Annotated in this window: 14 protein-coding genes and 2 pseudogenes; 10 read left to right on the top strand and 6 right to left on the bottom strand. The window is 46.6% G+C overall.

All coding sequences use genetic code 11. The annotated features are described in order from the left end of the window. Positions 1 to 124 precede the first annotated feature (124 nt). The 5 genes from copC (at position 125) to HFD95_RS12230 (ending at position 3,447) form a co-directional block, all read left to right on the top strand. Complete coding sequence (gene copC, locus HFD95_RS12210) at positions 125 to 502, top strand: copper homeostasis periplasmic binding protein CopC (RefSeq protein WP_111533916.1); 378 nt, start codon at positions 125 to 127, stop codon at positions 500 to 502. Between the two features lie 5 nt (positions 503 to 507). Further along, entirely contained in the window at positions 508 to 1,383 is an 876-nt protein-coding gene (gene copD / locus HFD95_RS12215) for a copper homeostasis membrane protein CopD (RefSeq protein ID WP_167430294.1), read from the top strand. 28 nt (positions 1,384 to 1,411) lie between these two features. Beyond that, positions 1,412 to 1,759: a YebY family protein gene (locus HFD95_RS12220; RefSeq protein ID WP_124890037.1), complete on the top strand. Its 348-nt coding sequence runs from the start codon at positions 1,412 to 1,414 to the stop codon at positions 1,757 to 1,759. 480 nt (positions 1,760 to 2,239) lie between these two features. After that, on the top strand, positions 2,240 to 2,944 hold the full coding sequence (locus HFD95_RS12225) for a hypothetical protein (protein WP_243208629.1): 705 nt from the start codon (positions 2,240 to 2,242) through the stop codon (positions 2,942 to 2,944). Positions 2,945 to 3,006: 62 nt separating this feature from the next. Further along, entirely contained in the window at positions 3,007 to 3,447 is a 441-nt protein-coding gene (locus HFD95_RS12230) for a hypothetical protein (protein WP_167430295.1), read from the top strand. A gap of 386 nt (positions 3,448 to 3,833) precedes the next feature. On the opposite strand, the pseudogene HFD95_RS22140 reads toward HFD95_RS12230, so the two are convergent. Next, positions 3,834 to 4,000: pseudogene (locus tag HFD95_RS22140) on the bottom strand (baseplate assembly protein); the annotation flags it as partial. Then, positions 3,997 to 4,587 (bottom strand): annotated as a pseudogene (locus HFD95_RS12235) (phage baseplate assembly protein V). The pseudogenes HFD95_RS22140 and HFD95_RS12235, both read right to left, overlap by 4 nt. A 105-nt stretch (positions 4,588 to 4,692) precedes the next feature. Between HFD95_RS12235 and HFD95_RS12240 the strand changes: the two are divergent. Next, positions 4,693 to 5,919 carry a DUF3644 domain-containing protein gene (locus HFD95_RS12240; RefSeq protein WP_167430296.1) on the top strand — a complete coding sequence of 409 codons (1,227 nt, stop codon included), beginning with the start codon at positions 4,693 to 4,695 and terminating at the stop codon, positions 5,917 to 5,919. A 4-nt stretch (positions 5,920 to 5,923) separates the two neighbouring features. Here HFD95_RS12240 and HFD95_RS12245 read toward each other — a convergent pair whose 3' ends face one another. Next, positions 5,924 to 6,340, bottom strand: coding sequence for a phage virion morphogenesis protein (locus HFD95_RS12245; protein ID WP_155740624.1), 417 nt, complete (start codon positions 6,338 to 6,340; stop codon positions 5,924 to 5,926). A 121-nt stretch (positions 6,341 to 6,461) separates the two neighbouring features. Between HFD95_RS12245 and HFD95_RS12255 the strand changes: the two genes are divergently transcribed. Both HFD95_RS12255 and HFD95_RS12260 read left to right on the top strand, forming a co-directional pair. Continuing rightward, a complete protein-coding gene (locus HFD95_RS12255; protein ID WP_243208630.1) occupies positions 6,462 to 7,502 on the top strand; it encodes a phage portal protein in 1,041 nt (346 codons plus the stop codon). 193 nt (positions 7,503 to 7,695) lie between these two features. Further along, complete coding sequence (locus HFD95_RS12260) at positions 7,696 to 9,516, top strand: hypothetical protein (RefSeq protein ID WP_167430297.1); 1,821 nt, start codon at positions 7,696 to 7,698, stop codon at positions 9,514 to 9,516. Between the two features lie 260 nt (positions 9,517 to 9,776). Here the strand turns inward: HFD95_RS12260 and HFD95_RS12265 are convergent, their stop codons facing one another. The 3 genes from HFD95_RS12265 to HFD95_RS12275 all read right to left on the bottom strand — a co-directional run bounded on the left by HFD95_RS12265 (position 9,777) and on the right by HFD95_RS12275 (position 11,326). After that, on the bottom strand, positions 9,777 to 9,953 hold the full coding sequence (locus HFD95_RS12265) for a hypothetical protein (protein ID WP_167430298.1): 177 nt from the start codon (positions 9,951 to 9,953) through the stop codon (positions 9,777 to 9,779). A gap of 621 nt (positions 9,954 to 10,574) precedes the next feature. Then, on the bottom strand, positions 10,575 to 10,874 hold the full coding sequence (locus tag HFD95_RS12270; RefSeq protein WP_033771984.1) for a DUF1493 family protein: 300 nt from the start codon (positions 10,872 to 10,874) through the stop codon (positions 10,575 to 10,577). After that, positions 10,868 to 11,326, bottom strand: coding sequence for an STM2901 family protein (locus tag HFD95_RS12275; RefSeq protein ID WP_167430299.1), 459 nt, complete (start codon positions 11,324 to 11,326; stop codon positions 10,868 to 10,870). The genes HFD95_RS12270 and HFD95_RS12275 overlap by 7 nt, the downstream gene beginning before the upstream one ends. A 966-nt stretch (positions 11,327 to 12,292) precedes the next feature. Here HFD95_RS12275 and adhP point away from each other — a divergent pair. Both adhP and HFD95_RS12285 read left to right on the top strand, forming a co-directional pair. Continuing rightward, the gene (gene adhP, locus HFD95_RS12280) at positions 12,293 to 13,315 is read left to right on the top strand and encodes an alcohol dehydrogenase AdhP (RefSeq protein ID WP_010258714.1); all 1,023 of its coding nucleotides are present in this window, start codon (positions 12,293 to 12,295) and stop codon (positions 13,313 to 13,315) included. 213 nt (positions 13,316 to 13,528) lie between these two features. Then, positions 13,529 to 13,666 carry a hypothetical protein gene (locus HFD95_RS12285; RefSeq protein ID WP_010258717.1) on the top strand — a complete coding sequence of 46 codons (138 nt, stop codon included), beginning with the start codon at positions 13,529 to 13,531 and terminating at the stop codon, positions 13,664 to 13,666. Positions 13,667 to 13,677: the final 11 nt, after the last annotated feature.

Raw genomic sequence — 13,677 nt, forward strand, 5'->3', positions numbered from 1 at the left:
AGTAATGTTTTCGGCGGTCTGAATCAAGGATAAAGGATCGCATCGCTGGCCTCGACAGTGCAAATACAGCAGCGTATCCTTTTGCCACGTTTATCGCCCTGGCGGCGGTTAAAAGGATGATCTTATGCATAAAAAACTGATTTCCCGCATGGTTATTGCGCTGGCGACAGCCGGACTGATGACATTCAGTTCGCTGGCAGCGGCGCATGCGCATCTCCAGTCTTCTATCCCTGCTGCCAAAGCGCAGGTAACGACATCCACCGATGCGCTGACGCTGAACTTCAGTGAAGATATTGAAGCGGCATTCAGCGGCGTCACGCTGCTGGATAGTGCACAGAAGCCCGTCGCCACCGCTAAAGCCCGCGTTGAATCTGGCCAGAAAAACCGGCTGATTGTGGGCTTGTCTCAGCCGCTGCAAGCGGGCAGCTATCAGGTTAACTGGCATGTGCTGTCGGTGGATGGACATAAAACCGCAGGAAGCTATCGCTTTAGCGTGAAGTAACTCCGGTGACCACCCTCTGGATCCTGTTGCGCGCGCTGCATTTTGCCGCCGTGATGCTGCTGACCGGCAGCGCCTGTTACAGTGCGCTGCTGGCACCCAAACGCTATCGCCCCCTGCTGGCGCGACGATTAAACCCGCTGGTGAAAGGGAGCGCCTGGCTGGCGCTGCTGAGTGCACTGGCGATGCTGGCCTGCCAGAATGTATTGATGAGCGGCGACAGCGCCAATCTGGCTGATGTCGATATCTGGCTGGCGGTGATTGGCACGCACTTCGGTGGCGTGTGGCTGTGGGAAATCCTGTTTAGCCTGCTGGCCGTTGCCGGTTTGTTACTGACCGGGCGGCTGCGTCAGCAGGTGTTACTGCTGGCGGGCGTTCTGCAACTGGCCTGCATGGCTCTGATAGGTCATGCCGCGATGCGCGATGGCTGGCCGGGATTGTTTCAGCAGCTCAATCATGCACTGCATCTGATTGCCGCGGCGTTCTGGACGGGCGGATTACTGCCTCTGCTGCTGTTGATGCGGGAGGCGCGCCAGATCGATCGCCGCACCGACGCTATCCGTACCATGATGCGCTTTTCGCGCTATGGTCATCTGGCGGTGGCGTTAACGCTGCTGAGTGGCCTGATAAACAGCGTGATGATCGCGGGCTGGCCGCTGACGTGGCACGATTCACGCTACATTGTATTGTTGCTGTGTAAGGTGCTGCTGGTTGCCCTGATGGTGCTGGTGGCGCTGATTAACCGATACTGGCTGGTGCCGCGATTCCGCCTGGCTGGCAGCGGGACGCAGCAAAAATTTATTCGCATGACGCAGCTTGAACTGCTGCTGGCGTGTGGAGTGGTTGGGCTGGTCAGCGTATTTGCCACGCTGTCGCCAGTCTGAATGTGGTTTAAGAGAGAAAAGGGTAGTTATGTTGCTGAAGAAAGTGATCCCCTCAATCCTGTTGTTATCCGTATGCGGCCAGGCGCTGGCGGCACAAATCATTACCGTCAGCCGCTTTGAGATCGGTAAAGAGAAGTGGCCGTTTAACCGTGAAGAGGTGATGCTGACCTGCGAGAAAGATGGTGCGATGTTTGCCATCAACCCGAGCACGCTGATGACATACCCCCTGAACGATATCGCCGACACACTGTTCAAAAACAAACAGGTGAAAGCGCAGCCGATCAGCGTGATCCAGGCCGAAGACAAAGCGCACCCGGGCCAGATGATGAGTCTGCAGCCGATTGTTGAGCGCACCCAGGCGCTGTGCGGTAAATAAACCTGTCGGGTGCAGCACCGCGCTGCGCCCAACCCCTCTTTTTTGCCGTTGCGATCACAAACTGATCCGGTTTATGGTCCTGCGCCTCCCGTTTGCTGGCAATTCCACCGCGCTGTTCTAATGTTAAATGGCAAGGCGACATCGCCTTCATAAATGCCAACTTTTAGCGCACGGCTCCTTGAGAGCCATTTCCCTGGACCGAATATAGGAATCGTATTCGGTCTTTTTTTGTCAGATGCCGCCCATCAGTTAATGATTTTCAATCAATAACTTAGTCTTTTCCGTTGTGTTCTTCTGCAAGACGCCATTCCATTATGTCATTGCCATTTTTCCTATTCATATAAGTTACAACCCTGCTTTACTACCTCTCTATGAAAGGGACACCGTGGCGATAATCTGCCACCTGTTTTACTCATGGTTGAAGCCCTGTCAGGAGCATCAGGTATAGGCTGTACAGCCCGTGCGAGAGAAGTTTGCTGAGTGAACGGCGTTGCAGTACTCGGTAATGACCGCTCTACTATCCTGTGGCACTCTATTAAGTCACATGAAAATGAGGGAACGATAATGAATGCAGGGAATGCAATCACCGAACCTGGCAGATATTACACATTTCAGTCACCATTATCGGGCAACGTATTTTTTGAATTGAGACCACGTGTGCTGCCACGAAACGCACAGCCGGTGCTGGATGAGTCCAGCGGCATGTGCATTGGTTATTCTGTGGCTCAGGCTCCCGGTCTGTGGCAGATATACGATGTGCAGGGGCATTTTGTTCGACTTGAAGAGGCACCTCTCGAAACGCCACTGATTGATCCTACAGACATAGCGCTTCTTGCGTTTGGTGTATTTCGAATTTTCCGCGCTGGCCGCGCATTATTGGAGGCTGGTACACGAGCTGCTATAAGTGCCAGACTCAGCCAGGCAACAATAATGTTCCTGCGTGCCAGGTTAAAAACGGGTTTATCGGCGTGTAACCTGAAAATGACCGAAACAGCGGCGAGGCACATGTATGAGCCGGGTCGCTATGTTCCGTTACATATTCAGGAAAGAGCTATCCGCTATGGCAGACGCATGGCCGATCCTCGCAACGGAGAGGGTATGTATCGTTATGAAACGGAAATGTATAAATACACCGTAAGAAAAATATCACTGAGTATAAGAAGTACACTCTTGAGGTTGTGGTAAGGGTATCAGATTGGACGATAACTCATTTTAAGTATTTTTGATTAACCGACAGGAACGTACATATGTTTGATATCAGAGATGAAGAATTCGTTTTTGCGGTGTCGCCTTTTGAACGGGTTGTCGATAACGAAGCCGATCCTGTTAACCATCACTGGGATTGGATACAGTCCTGGATAGAATTCTCGGTAAGCGGCCTGAAGGTGGCGTTTAAGACTGAGTTCACCGTTGGAGAGTTGAAAATGTTGAAAAAAGAATTTTCAGCTTTTCATCAGGCGATAATTGCTCAGCAAAAGTTAAAGTCGTTTAAATATCAAAGCGATATTCATCAGCTTGATATGATACTGACAAATGAAAATACTATTGATAGCGTAACGATTGATTTTATCCTTCGACCGGAGCCTCATGCCGACAGCGTTCAGGTTAAAGGCAGCTTTGGCCTTAATGAAAGCTATTTCCCCGACATTCTGAAGAGGCTGGATGAAATGATTCAATGGCAGAATTAAACATTTTTCCATTGAAAAGTTTTAACTGAAAAATTCGGGCGTAGAATGGATTTTAATTCAGTCTTTTCCGTCTGTGCACTATTCGATGCGGCAGTATCAAGTAGCTGTACTGCCTGCATGTAGTTCATCCATGCCGTAAGCGATGCCTCCCAAGGTCAGCGTGTAACCCCTGCAGTAAGCGGTCTGCGTTTGTCGAGCACCACGTCAGCGGAAGGCTTGATAAGGTTGACGCGCTGCACGCTCTCAACGTGTATGGCGGCATAGAGCGCAGACAGGTGAATGGTCGCGGCCAAGTCCTTTTTGCGCGATAACGTATGCGGTGAGCTTCGCCTCAAAGGCACCCTAGAGTTAGCCGACATAATCTGCAGGCGCAGCTCCTCATATTACGGCTGGTCAATCAGTGTGGATAAAGAGAACCATACTGGCGGTGCATCACTCTGGTGCCGACAGAGGGCAGCAGAATGTCACGCACAGATTGCCTGATGTGATGGAGGCCAGTCAAAGTGCCACCGGTTTCCCTGCTGTTCATCCCAATATATTTTACGGTTGTCATACTGGTGCTCCCGTTTTCCCACCGCTGTCGCCCGGTTGGATATGCGAATGCAGCACCTTGCCTTTTGAGGAAAGATTGCCGCCGGTATGCTCAACGCCGCCTTTCATCGTGCCGCCCTGGGCGACTTCCAGCTGTGCAGTATTAAGCAGCGCTGTGCATTCAGCTTCTGGCGAGTCGAACAGGATTTTTACCGCTGCTTTATTGGTTGCCGTCTGTATGTCGGTTGCGGTCAGAGCGCCGGTTTACGGCTCGGACTCGATCACCGCGCCGTCAGGAAATGACCAGTGCAGCGCATCGGCCGAGGCAAACGGAGCCGGGTTGTCATCCGAGAAAATGCTCGGCAGTACAAAGTCGGTATTGAGTTCGCCGCCCAGGCACAGAATGAGAACCTGCTCACCCACTGACTGCGCATTTCAAGAAGGGGTTTTACCCGCGAGGGTGCTCAGCCAGTGCAGCCAGTTGGTTGTGTTTTTTCCAGTATCGACGGGGCATAACTCGCCGTCGAGATTGACGGCCGAAACGTTTGCTATGCGGATCAGGTTGCGCAGCAGGCGCTGAATTTCGGAAATTTGATCGAATGAGTTCATGTGAGTAGGATGAATCTGTTTGCAAACAATGACTAACCAACGCTGTTTGTTTAGCAATGAGGGTACATTTTTTTAAATTCAATAAGAGATATGGGATAACAGCATATGGAAACGAAGCCAAACCCTTCCAGTTTCAATAAAAATAAAAAGATAGAACTTGCTTTCAATTTTTTTTCAGAGAAAAAACTTTCCAAGCAATATTTCACAGTAGATGAGATCGCTAACAAAACCGGTTGGGGTCAAAGTACCGTTAAAACTTACCTATCAAAAAAATGGTCAACATTTATAATAAAGGAAAATAATGAATTATTCGTCTCTCCAAAGTTTGATTCTTTTAATTTGTCGTCTTTTATTAAACATCATAGCCAGAATGAAAATACACCCAAGACTTTTTATGAAAGCATTTTAGAAAAGTCAATTTCCGCATGCATTACAGCAATTGAGGTTTATAACAAACCAGATTTTAAATTCAGAGAAGAGAGCTTTTCAATCCTGATGATAAACGCGTGGGAGTTACTACTAAAGGCGAAGATTCTATCACTAAATGGAGATGATAAAAGTTCAATTTACTTGAAGTCTAAGGGGGCGGTTGAAGTATCTGAGTCAGGTTCACCTAAAACTATAAGCATATCCAAAGCAATAAATATTTTATCAGCTAATGGATGCCTTAAAAAGATTGTTGAAGACAATATTAAGTTATTAATTGAAATTCGCGACCATTCAGTTCATTTTATCCATGAAGATATGTCACTTAGCACAAAAATACAATGTATAGGAACAGCATCTTTAAAAAACTATATGACATTATCTATTGATTGGTTTGATTATGACTTTAGAAAGTATAATTTTTTCCTAATGCCAGTCTCTCTTTACCATCTTAGTGATATTGAGAGTTTTAGCGTGTTAAATCACTCGACTGATAATCTGAAATCCTATTTGGAGAAAATGGAAGAGTCTCACAAGGATGATGCAGATCCAAACTTTAGCATTTCTTTGCGCCTCTCAACTAAATTGATAAAAACATCATCAGATGAAGCCATCGAATTTATGATGACTAATGATTCTAAAGCTACACCAATAACCTTTACAGAAGAGGATATGTTGAAAAGATATCCTCTCACATATGATGCACTTACTCAAAAATTAAGTTCAAGATATAGTGATTTCTTAAGGAATGCAAAATTCCATGAATTGCACCGGCAAATAAAAAACTCAGGTGAAAAATACTGCCGAGAAAGAAGGTTAGAACCCTCAAATCCAAATAGTATTTTTAAGTTTTTCTATAGTGAATCCGTACTGAATTTTATGGATGCACATTATACAAGAAAATGAAGGTTCATTTTGAAAGAAACTCCATGAGGCAGTTAATTATTGCCTCATAATCATCATTTTTAAGACCTAGTAACAGCCGCGATTCATACTGTACCCCTTTACCTTTACACGATGGCCGGACGCGCTGCCCGTAATGCACACGGGCCATGCGCTGCACGTTACCCGCAAACTCGATCAAAGCCTCATTCGGGCTGGCCTGCGTCTTCATGTATTTAGCCGTGCGCAGCTTTGCAAACATCTCGCGCTTTATCCGGCCCTTTTTGCTGCGCACCGGCTGCGTTTTGCGGGGCTTAAAGGGCGTGCCGTCAGGAGCCTGCTGGCACTTGATGTTCTGCTGCTGATTCGCGCGCATCTTGCGGCCAATGTTACGCGCTATTTGTTTACGTGCCGGGGCTGACAGGCTGCTGATAAGCGCCTCCAGAGATCATTTATCGGCTGCAGGTCGCTCATGACTGCCACTCGCTTACCAGCTCACCGTGAACATAGAGCTGCACCGGCCGCGCGTGACTCACAGGCAGCGGATTCTTGCCGACGTGTGTTACATGCATCGCGCTGTCTGCCTGCTTCACGATCACGCGCTAGCACAGCTGCAGCTCAATACTGATGAGGCAAACGCACCTCAGCAGCACGCCGAGGCGTTTACCTTTGGCGATCCGATGCTGGTCATGGATAAATGCGACATTCTGGATTACGCCGAGTGCATCGATAACGGGCGCTGGTTTGAGACGACGGTCAGCTTTAACACGCTGGCTAAAAGGCTGCGCTCGGGCGTGCATCTCAGCTCGCCGATTTACGTGAAGCGCAACATTCTGGCCTCAACGTTTATTCCGCACCCGATGATGAGTCAGCAGGAGTTCAGCAAGTTTGCGCTGGACTATCTCGTCTTCGGCAATGCCTTCGCCGAGCTGCGCCGCAATGGCCTGGGTAAGCCGCTGCGCCTTGAAACCACTCCAGCCAAATTTACCCGCAGGGGCGTGAAGGATGGCGTTTACTGGTTTGTTAACGACTGGAAAGAGCCGCACGAGTTTTCGGCCGGCAGCGTGTTTCACCTGCTGGAGCCGGATATTAATCAGGAGCTGTACGGCCTGCCGGAATACCTTAGCGCGCTTAACTCCGCCTGGCTGAATGAGGCGGCGACGCTGTTCCGCCGCAAGTATTACCAGAATGGTGCGCACGCCGGTTATATCCTTTACATGACCGATGCGGCGCAGAGCAGCAGCGACGTTGACCGGATGCGGCAGGCGATGCGCGACACGAAAGGGCTGGGTAACTTCCGCAACCTTTTCATGTACGCGCCGAACGGTAAGCCGGACGGGATCAAGATACTGCCGCTCAGTGAAGTCGCGACCAAAGACGATTTCTTTAACATCAAGAAGGCCAGCCGCGATGACCTGTTAAGCGCGCACCGCGTGCCGCCGCAGATGATGGGGATTATCCCGGACAACTCCGGCGGATTTGGTGACGCGGTGAAGGCGTCGCAGGTATTTGTGCGTATTGAGCTGACTCCTCTACAAGAACGAATCAGAGAACTTAACCTTTGGTTAGATGAAGAAGTAATAAAATTTAGGCATTATGAGTTCTAGACAATTGCTAGTGCTAGTGCTAAAAGTTTAACGCAACTAAATACTTTAATGCTGCTTATTGATTAAGTAAACACCATCGCATATTATGAAATTTTCATTCTTTAGTTGAAAACTAACTCAATGAAAAATCAGCACAAGGCATACATGGTAAATGCCCGAAGTCATTTCTAACACTAGATCTCAGAGAGAATAAATGAGCGATTTCAAAATAAGCGGTAAGTTAAACTATTTTCTGGAAATGCTGGAAGGCATTGAAGACGCTTTACCATCCCTAAAAAATAACTTTCAAGATGAGTTCAAAAAAAAGAAAAAAGCTTGCAGTGACTATGTAGAAAAGCATGGGGAAGCTATTGAAAGAGGTGACGATGGTGGAATTGTTAAGTTTAGGCTGAGCCGCGCCAGGTCCACTGAGTTTAAAAAACTTAGAAAAGACTTAAGTAAGTCAGGAAAACTTGCGGTTGTCCTACCTCAAAATTTCTTGGTTGCTATTGTAAGCGAATATGATGCTTATTTAGGTGACTTAATTCGGGAAATTTACAATAACAAACCAGAAAGAGTTAGCGGTTTAGAAAAGGAGTTTACTTTCAGAGAGTTAATGGAATTTACTGATTTAGATGAAGTGAAGGATTTTGTTATTGAGAAAGATATTGAAACTACTCTTAGAAAGAGTCATTTAGAACAACTTCATAGTTTAGAAAAGAAGTTTGGCATAGAACTAACCAAAGGATTAGGTATTTTACCTGATTTCATAGAAATCACAGAGCGAAGGAACCTGTTCGTACATTGTAAAGGGGTGGTTTCAGCTCAATATATAAAAATATGTAAAGATAATGGCGTTGAACTTAAAGAGGTTGAAGTCGGAAAGAAATTATTCGCTCAAAATGATTACATATTTAAAGCAATACATGTCTTTTCTGAAATTGCTATTAAATTAACTCACGTTTTATGGAACAAAGTTTTCAAAGAGGATAGCGAAAAAATAGGGGAAAGCATGCAGGATATTTCTTATGAATTATTGGTTCGTGAAAAATATAAGCTAGTCAATGATATAACACCTCTTTTTCTTTCAAAACCTTTCCAGTCAATCGATGACATAATAAAAAGGGGTCTCCTTATTAATAACTGCATAGCATTCAAGGAATTGGGCGATAATGGCAAAGCTATGTCATTACTGAATAGTCAAGACTGGAGCGCTACCACGCCGATATTAAAAATGGCACAAAATATCATAAAAGATGAAGATGATTTAGTATTTCATTACATGAATCAAGCTATGAAAATGGAGGAGCTTAAGAAGGAGTATATTGATGAATGGCCCCTATTTAATCATATAAAGAAAAAGGCGGAATTTAAGAAATTATATGTAGAACTATTTGGGGAAGAAGAAATAATAGACGTTTCTATATCCAATAAGGTTTCCATTGGAGTTAATACGGGAAAAAATGACTTCTCAAAGCCAGTCATTAAAGAAACGGTAACGCAATCAGGTGCAGCCGAGAACTTACAAGCTAAAATATCATCTGCTGAGATTGACTTGAAATCTGAAGCAGAAGTTGAAAATTTTGCGCAAGAAGAAGCTTATGCTCAAGCCAGGGCAGACGCGCTGGCTGAAGCTATAGCCGAAGCCGAAGCCGAAGCCGAAGAAGAAGAGGTTCTGGCTGAAGCTATGGCGCAAGCTGAAGCAGATGCTCAAGCTGAAGAGCAAGCCCTCGCTGAAGCTATTGCCACATATGAAGAAGATGCTCAAGCCGAAGAAGAAGCCTTGGCTGAAGCAATTGCTAAATATGAAGCAGATGCTCAAGCCGAAGAAGAAGCCCTAGCTGGAGCTATTGCTAAATATGATGAAGATGCTCAAGCCGATGAAAAAGCACTGGCTACAGAAATTGCAAATTATGGAGGCAATGCGCAAGCTGAAAAAGAGAATCTGGATGGACCAGCCTCTTTATCAGAAAATTCAATCACCGGAAATAACGCCTCAAATAAGGTATATTTGAATCAAAAGCCTAAGAATTAATTCAATATTAGACTAACTGTAAATTTGTGCAGCGCGCAATGCTATCCCTGCCACGCCTGCCACGCCTGCCACGCCTGCCAGCTTTATGCATCGCTTTTCATGCAGGTGCATGTGTTACCTCTGAACGCGCCAGCTCTGGCCTTACAAACGCTTAGCGTTCAATTTGGATCATGAGGATTCATGCAAGAATATGCACTTTGATGCAGAAGCAAAAAGCCACCTTAAATGTGGCTAGTGAAGGGTAGGGAAGGGGCAATTAATCATTCAGCCTGGCGGTATATGGCAGCTTCGAAAACTGATGTGTCGATTGTTCCTGCCATATCACTAATCATCGACAGTACCATTTTTAATTCATCTTCTTTGCAATGTGCTATCTGCGATGCGTCAGCAATGAACCGGATGCGTGCAACCGTTTCACTTAGATTATCTATATTCATCAGATGATTAACTCATTCTAGTCAATGAATTCTGTATGTATAAGCAGTATCATGGTGATCACTAATCGTAAAGAATCGCGCAGCTCATATTAGTCCTGCTGCCGATTTATTAATCAGGCAACTGTATGCCTCTTTTTTTCGCCATTGCATTGAAGCGCTTTAATTGGGGGTTGTTTTTGCACCGTGTATGGAAGAGGTTCCCGCTTGTCCCGCTCCAGTAAGAAAGCTCCCCAACCTTGATTTTGTGACCTTTTATCATGCGCACAGCTTCACCGTCGGACAGTGTTAACCTGGAGATCTCAAAGAAACTCTTTTCAACGGCTCCCGTTCTATGTACTGACTTAGTTCAGAGTGATATTTGTCCGGCACCAACTGTTGTAGCGGTGACATTCCTCTTAATCGTTTAAAAATCCTTCTACGCTCGGCGTGAGTAGGGGGCTTAGAGAAATTGATAGCAGCTTCAGAGCCTGTTCGCTCCATACAGTTATTGACAGGACTCCGAGAGGACGCGGTCGCGTCCTTAAATTTAAAACCCAAATCAACGGCACGTTTTCCGCCCTTGTCCTCTGGAAGAGGCCGCAACAAACAGAAGAGATAGGCGCCTGCGTTTGCAGGCGTGAATTATTTACCCAACCAGCGTCCGGCCTGTGCAGACTCAATTAACAGACGAATAGTCAGCGGATCGTGCGGCGCATTGAAATCTTCCGGGAAATATTCGGCAAACGTGATAGTACTGGGACTAATGCCAAATGTTTCAGCATACCGCTCTAGCAATTCATACGCGTCAAGAGGATCCATGCGAAAGTCATTGTTCAGATCGGTATCCAGTTCAAGCTTATAGCGTCTGAACGTAAACAAACTTCTGCCGTTATAATCTTCAACCAGCGCAAATACAGCTTTCTCTATATCCTCGTTTACCATATCTTGTCTTCCTTATGAGCAAGAAGGTTATATTTTGCCGTAGTTTTCCAGCCAATTTCTGCCACATCAGCGGCCATAATTACCCAGCCTAAAACCGGGATTATACGACCGACGAACGTCCCCAGCTTGTGAGTCATTAACATTTTAATTTGAAGAGGGTTTTTAGGGTTCTGTATCCACGTGGGTAATCTGAATGGAAGACGGTAATCCCGTAACAGCTTTCGAGAATAGACCGAAGCATAAGAGGTGCCTTTCCATGCTCCGTTTAGCTTACCGGATACGTCAATCGTATTTTGTCCCGAGTAAATCGCAACCAGAGCGATGATATCCTTTGTACCGCTGAAGTGCTCTGCAGTCACATCAATCATTATCCAGAAATAAAGCTCTCCTGCAGAAAGGTTAGTAAGTCCGCCATAGAAGTAAGTTCCGTTTAACTGCTCCGTTGTATCCATACCATTCCCTTAAATGGGTACTGTAATGGTCAAAACTGTATCACATCAATTCCGGTCACTGCCAGATGCTGGCTGGCGCTATCTGATGCATTTTGCGACTCTAAAAGCCATAGTTGTCGCTCCGCTGGTATCAAACGATCACGATGCGCACGCTCGGGTCGTTGACGCAGCATGATCTATGCATCTTATTCCTCAGCCCACAGTAGCTAGCATCGCAATGGCGGATCACTTGATGCATGCTTTGAATGCAGTTTTACTAACGTTCATCTCATCATTGCTACTATGGCAGGTTTTGCCAGCGAGAAGAAAAAGCAAAGAGTCTGTCAATATATAAAGGTCAACGCGCCTCATAACAGATATTTAGTTATTGCGAAACCAATAGGTTGATTTGTGAAAAAAGTAAATATAAGTTATGGGGTGCTCTATGGCTGCATTACAGGATGTTTACTTATGAAATCTTTAATTCATATAGGTTCTTGAAATTGAAGGTAAACATCAAAAAATATTGGGTGCAGGCTATGTCTAACAGCGAAGGGAAAATTGCTGATGCTCTATATGAGATTCTGAATAAATGAAGCGTGCTATTTTATGGCTGATTCAGTCATTTTTCTATTTAGTTCCTGCTGCAGTTATTGTGGCTGGCGTTTATATCTTCATCTGCTTTGTTCCGCAGTATGCAGCACCTCTTAGTTTTGCATGGGTTATCGTAGTTTCTTATGTGTATATTAAATTTAACCGATGGTATTGATAAAATCCTGACATATTAGTGAGCTTAAAATTTGAGTGGAAAAGCGAACGCAAAATAACCCTATTAGCTTAAGGTGCCCGGTCTCCATCCCAAAAACCCACTCCACTCTGCAACAACAGAAACAACCCTGCCAGCCTCGCACCCAAAGCTTACCTGTCATCTTGTCATCACCGCGGTTTGGCTTATCCTTAAAGCTTCAATCAAAAGGAGCATCGTTTATGAAAGCGGCAATTGCTAACAGTGAACACAAGGTTGAAGTGGTTGAGAAGACGCTGCGTCCTCTCAAAACGGGCGAAGCACGGCTCAGGATGGAATGCTGTGGCGTATGCCATACCGATCTGCATGTGAAGAACGGGGATTTCGGTGATAAAACCGGCGTGACGCTGGGTCATGAAGGTATCGGTATTGTTGAGGAAGTCGCGCCAGATGTGACCTCACTTAAGCCTGGCGATCGTGCCAGCGTGGCATGGTTCTTTAAGGGCTGCGGTCACTGCCAATACTGCAACTCCGGTAACGAAACGCTCTGCAGAGAGGTCGTTAATGCCGGTTATACCGTCGATGGCGGTATGGCTGAAGAGTGTATCGTCGTTGCAGACTATTCGGTCAAAGTCCCCGACGGGCTTGATCCTTACGCCGCCAGTAGTGTCACCTGCGCTGGTGTCACCACCTATAAAGCGGTGAAAGTGTCCGAGGTAAAACCGGGTCAGTGGCTGGCGATTTACGGTCTGGGCGGGCTGGGAAACCTCGCCCTGCAGTATGCGAAAAACGTCTTTAACGCCAAAGTGATCGCGGTTGATGTGAGTGATGGGCAACTGGCACTGGCGAAAGAGATGGGCGCCGACCTGGTCGTAAACTCGGCCAGCGAAGATGCGGCTCGCTTTATTCAGGAACAAACCGGTGGGGCGCATGCGGCTGTGGTAACGGCCGTTGCCAAAGCAGCGTTTAACTCTGCTGTCGATGCGGTCAGGGCCGGTGGTCGGGTGGTGGCTGTCGGACTGCCGCCGGAAGCGATGAGCCTGAATATTCCGCGTCTGGTGCTCGATGGCATTCAGGTGGTGGGATCGCTGGTCGGGACGCGTAACGATCTGGCGGAAGCTTTCCAGTTTGCGGCAGAAGGGAAAGTGGTGCCGAAGGTGACCAAAAGGAAGATTGGTGAGGTCAATGCCATCTTCGATGAGATGATTCAGGGCAAGATCCGCGGCAGGATGGTAATCGACTTTAGCGGTCAGTCTGCTGAATAATCCGTGCTGATAATCGCAGAAGCCCGCGCCGTGCGGGCTTTTTTATGCCTGTAAGGCCAGCTCCCTCCCTCTGAATGCGTAAGCGCACATTCCGTTAAAGCATTAATAAGCGCGGCTTTATGTTTCATGATGTGATTTTCACTTGAACTTTACCGGTAACATTATAGTTTATGGGGTGAAGTCTGATTACACACATCTGAAGGAGGGTTATTTATGGCTAAGCATCACTTACTCAAATCCATTGAAATTGCAGCGATTGTGCTGTTTGTCCTGATACTGGCGTATCTGGCGGTTACCGGTCTGCTGTCATCAACAGGCGTTGATCACGCCTGGCCGTATCCCAGTAAGTAATTGAGTGCCGC

Origin of the sequence: Pantoea sp. EKM10T (assembly GCF_011800685.1) — a bacterium.
In the GTDB taxonomy this organism is placed as follows: Bacteria; Pseudomonadota; Gammaproteobacteria; order Enterobacterales; family Enterobacteriaceae; genus Pantoea; species Pantoea agglomerans.

Coding starts and splice junctions, on each gene's coding strand:
- HFD95_RS12255 (WP_243208630.1), top strand. CDS start 6,462: ATGCATCGCGCTGTCTGCCTGCTTCACGATCACGCGCTAGCACAGCTG.
- HFD95_RS12230 (WP_167430295.1), top strand. CDS start 3,007: ATGTTTGATATCAGAGATGAAGAATTCGTTTTTGCGGTGTCGCCTTTT.
- HFD95_RS12270 (WP_033771984.1), bottom strand. CDS start 10,874: ATGGTAAACGAGGATATAGAGAAAGCTGTATTTGCGCTGGTTGAAGAT.
- HFD95_RS12275 (WP_167430299.1), bottom strand. CDS start 11,326: ATGGATACAACGGAGCAGTTAAACGGAACTTACTTCTATGGCGGACTT.
- HFD95_RS12265 (WP_167430298.1), bottom strand. CDS start 9,953: ATGAATATAGATAATCTAAGTGAAACGGTTGCACGCATCCGGTTCATT.
- copC (WP_111533916.1), top strand. CDS start 125: ATGCATAAAAAACTGATTTCCCGCATGGTTATTGCGCTGGCGACAGCC.
- HFD95_RS12240 (WP_167430296.1), top strand. CDS start 4,693: ATGGAAACGAAGCCAAACCCTTCCAGTTTCAATAAAAATAAAAAGATA.
- HFD95_RS12260 (WP_167430297.1), top strand. CDS start 7,696: ATGAGCGATTTCAAAATAAGCGGTAAGTTAAACTATTTTCTGGAAATG.
- adhP (WP_010258714.1), top strand. CDS start 12,293: ATGAAAGCGGCAATTGCTAACAGTGAACACAAGGTTGAAGTGGTTGAG.
- HFD95_RS12220 (WP_124890037.1), top strand. CDS start 1,412: ATGTTGCTGAAGAAAGTGATCCCCTCAATCCTGTTGTTATCCGTATGC.
- HFD95_RS12285 (WP_010258717.1), top strand. CDS start 13,529: ATGGCTAAGCATCACTTACTCAAATCCATTGAAATTGCAGCGATTGTG.